Annotated in this window: 1 protein-coding gene; it reads right to left on the bottom strand. The window is 33.3% G+C overall.

Going from position 1 to position 243, the window contains the following annotated elements:
• Positions 1–73: 73 nt before the first annotated feature.
• Positions 74–232 carry a transposase gene (locus tag GXK57_RS26280; protein ID WP_279285539.1) on the bottom strand — a complete coding sequence of 53 codons (159 nt, stop codon included), beginning with the start codon at positions 230–232 and terminating at the stop codon, positions 74–76.
• Between the last annotated feature and the right edge of the window lie 11 nt (positions 233–243).

Here is a 243-nt window from a genome sequence, read left to right as displayed (position 1 = left end):
CTTAAAACTGGTTCTCTCGCAATTTTGGTGAAGTTATAATATAGTGTACCAAGCTTGTAGAAACACTGTTTTTCTATCCAGTAGCCCCCTGGGAATGTAGAATTTTACTTCTTAAAAGATCGAAATTGCATCTTCCATAGCTTGTACGTTTTATACCTTTGACCTTGTTCACCATTCCTTCAAGAAGCCCATTATTATATTTACTACTTATGCTATTTTTAACTGATTCAATATCATTCTCTA

The organism is Clostridium sp. C8-1-8, from assembly GCF_009928445.1.
GTDB lineage: Bacteria > Bacillota > Clostridia > Clostridiales > Clostridiaceae > Clostridium_AR.
This window is presented reverse-complemented; position numbering and strand designations above follow the sequence as displayed.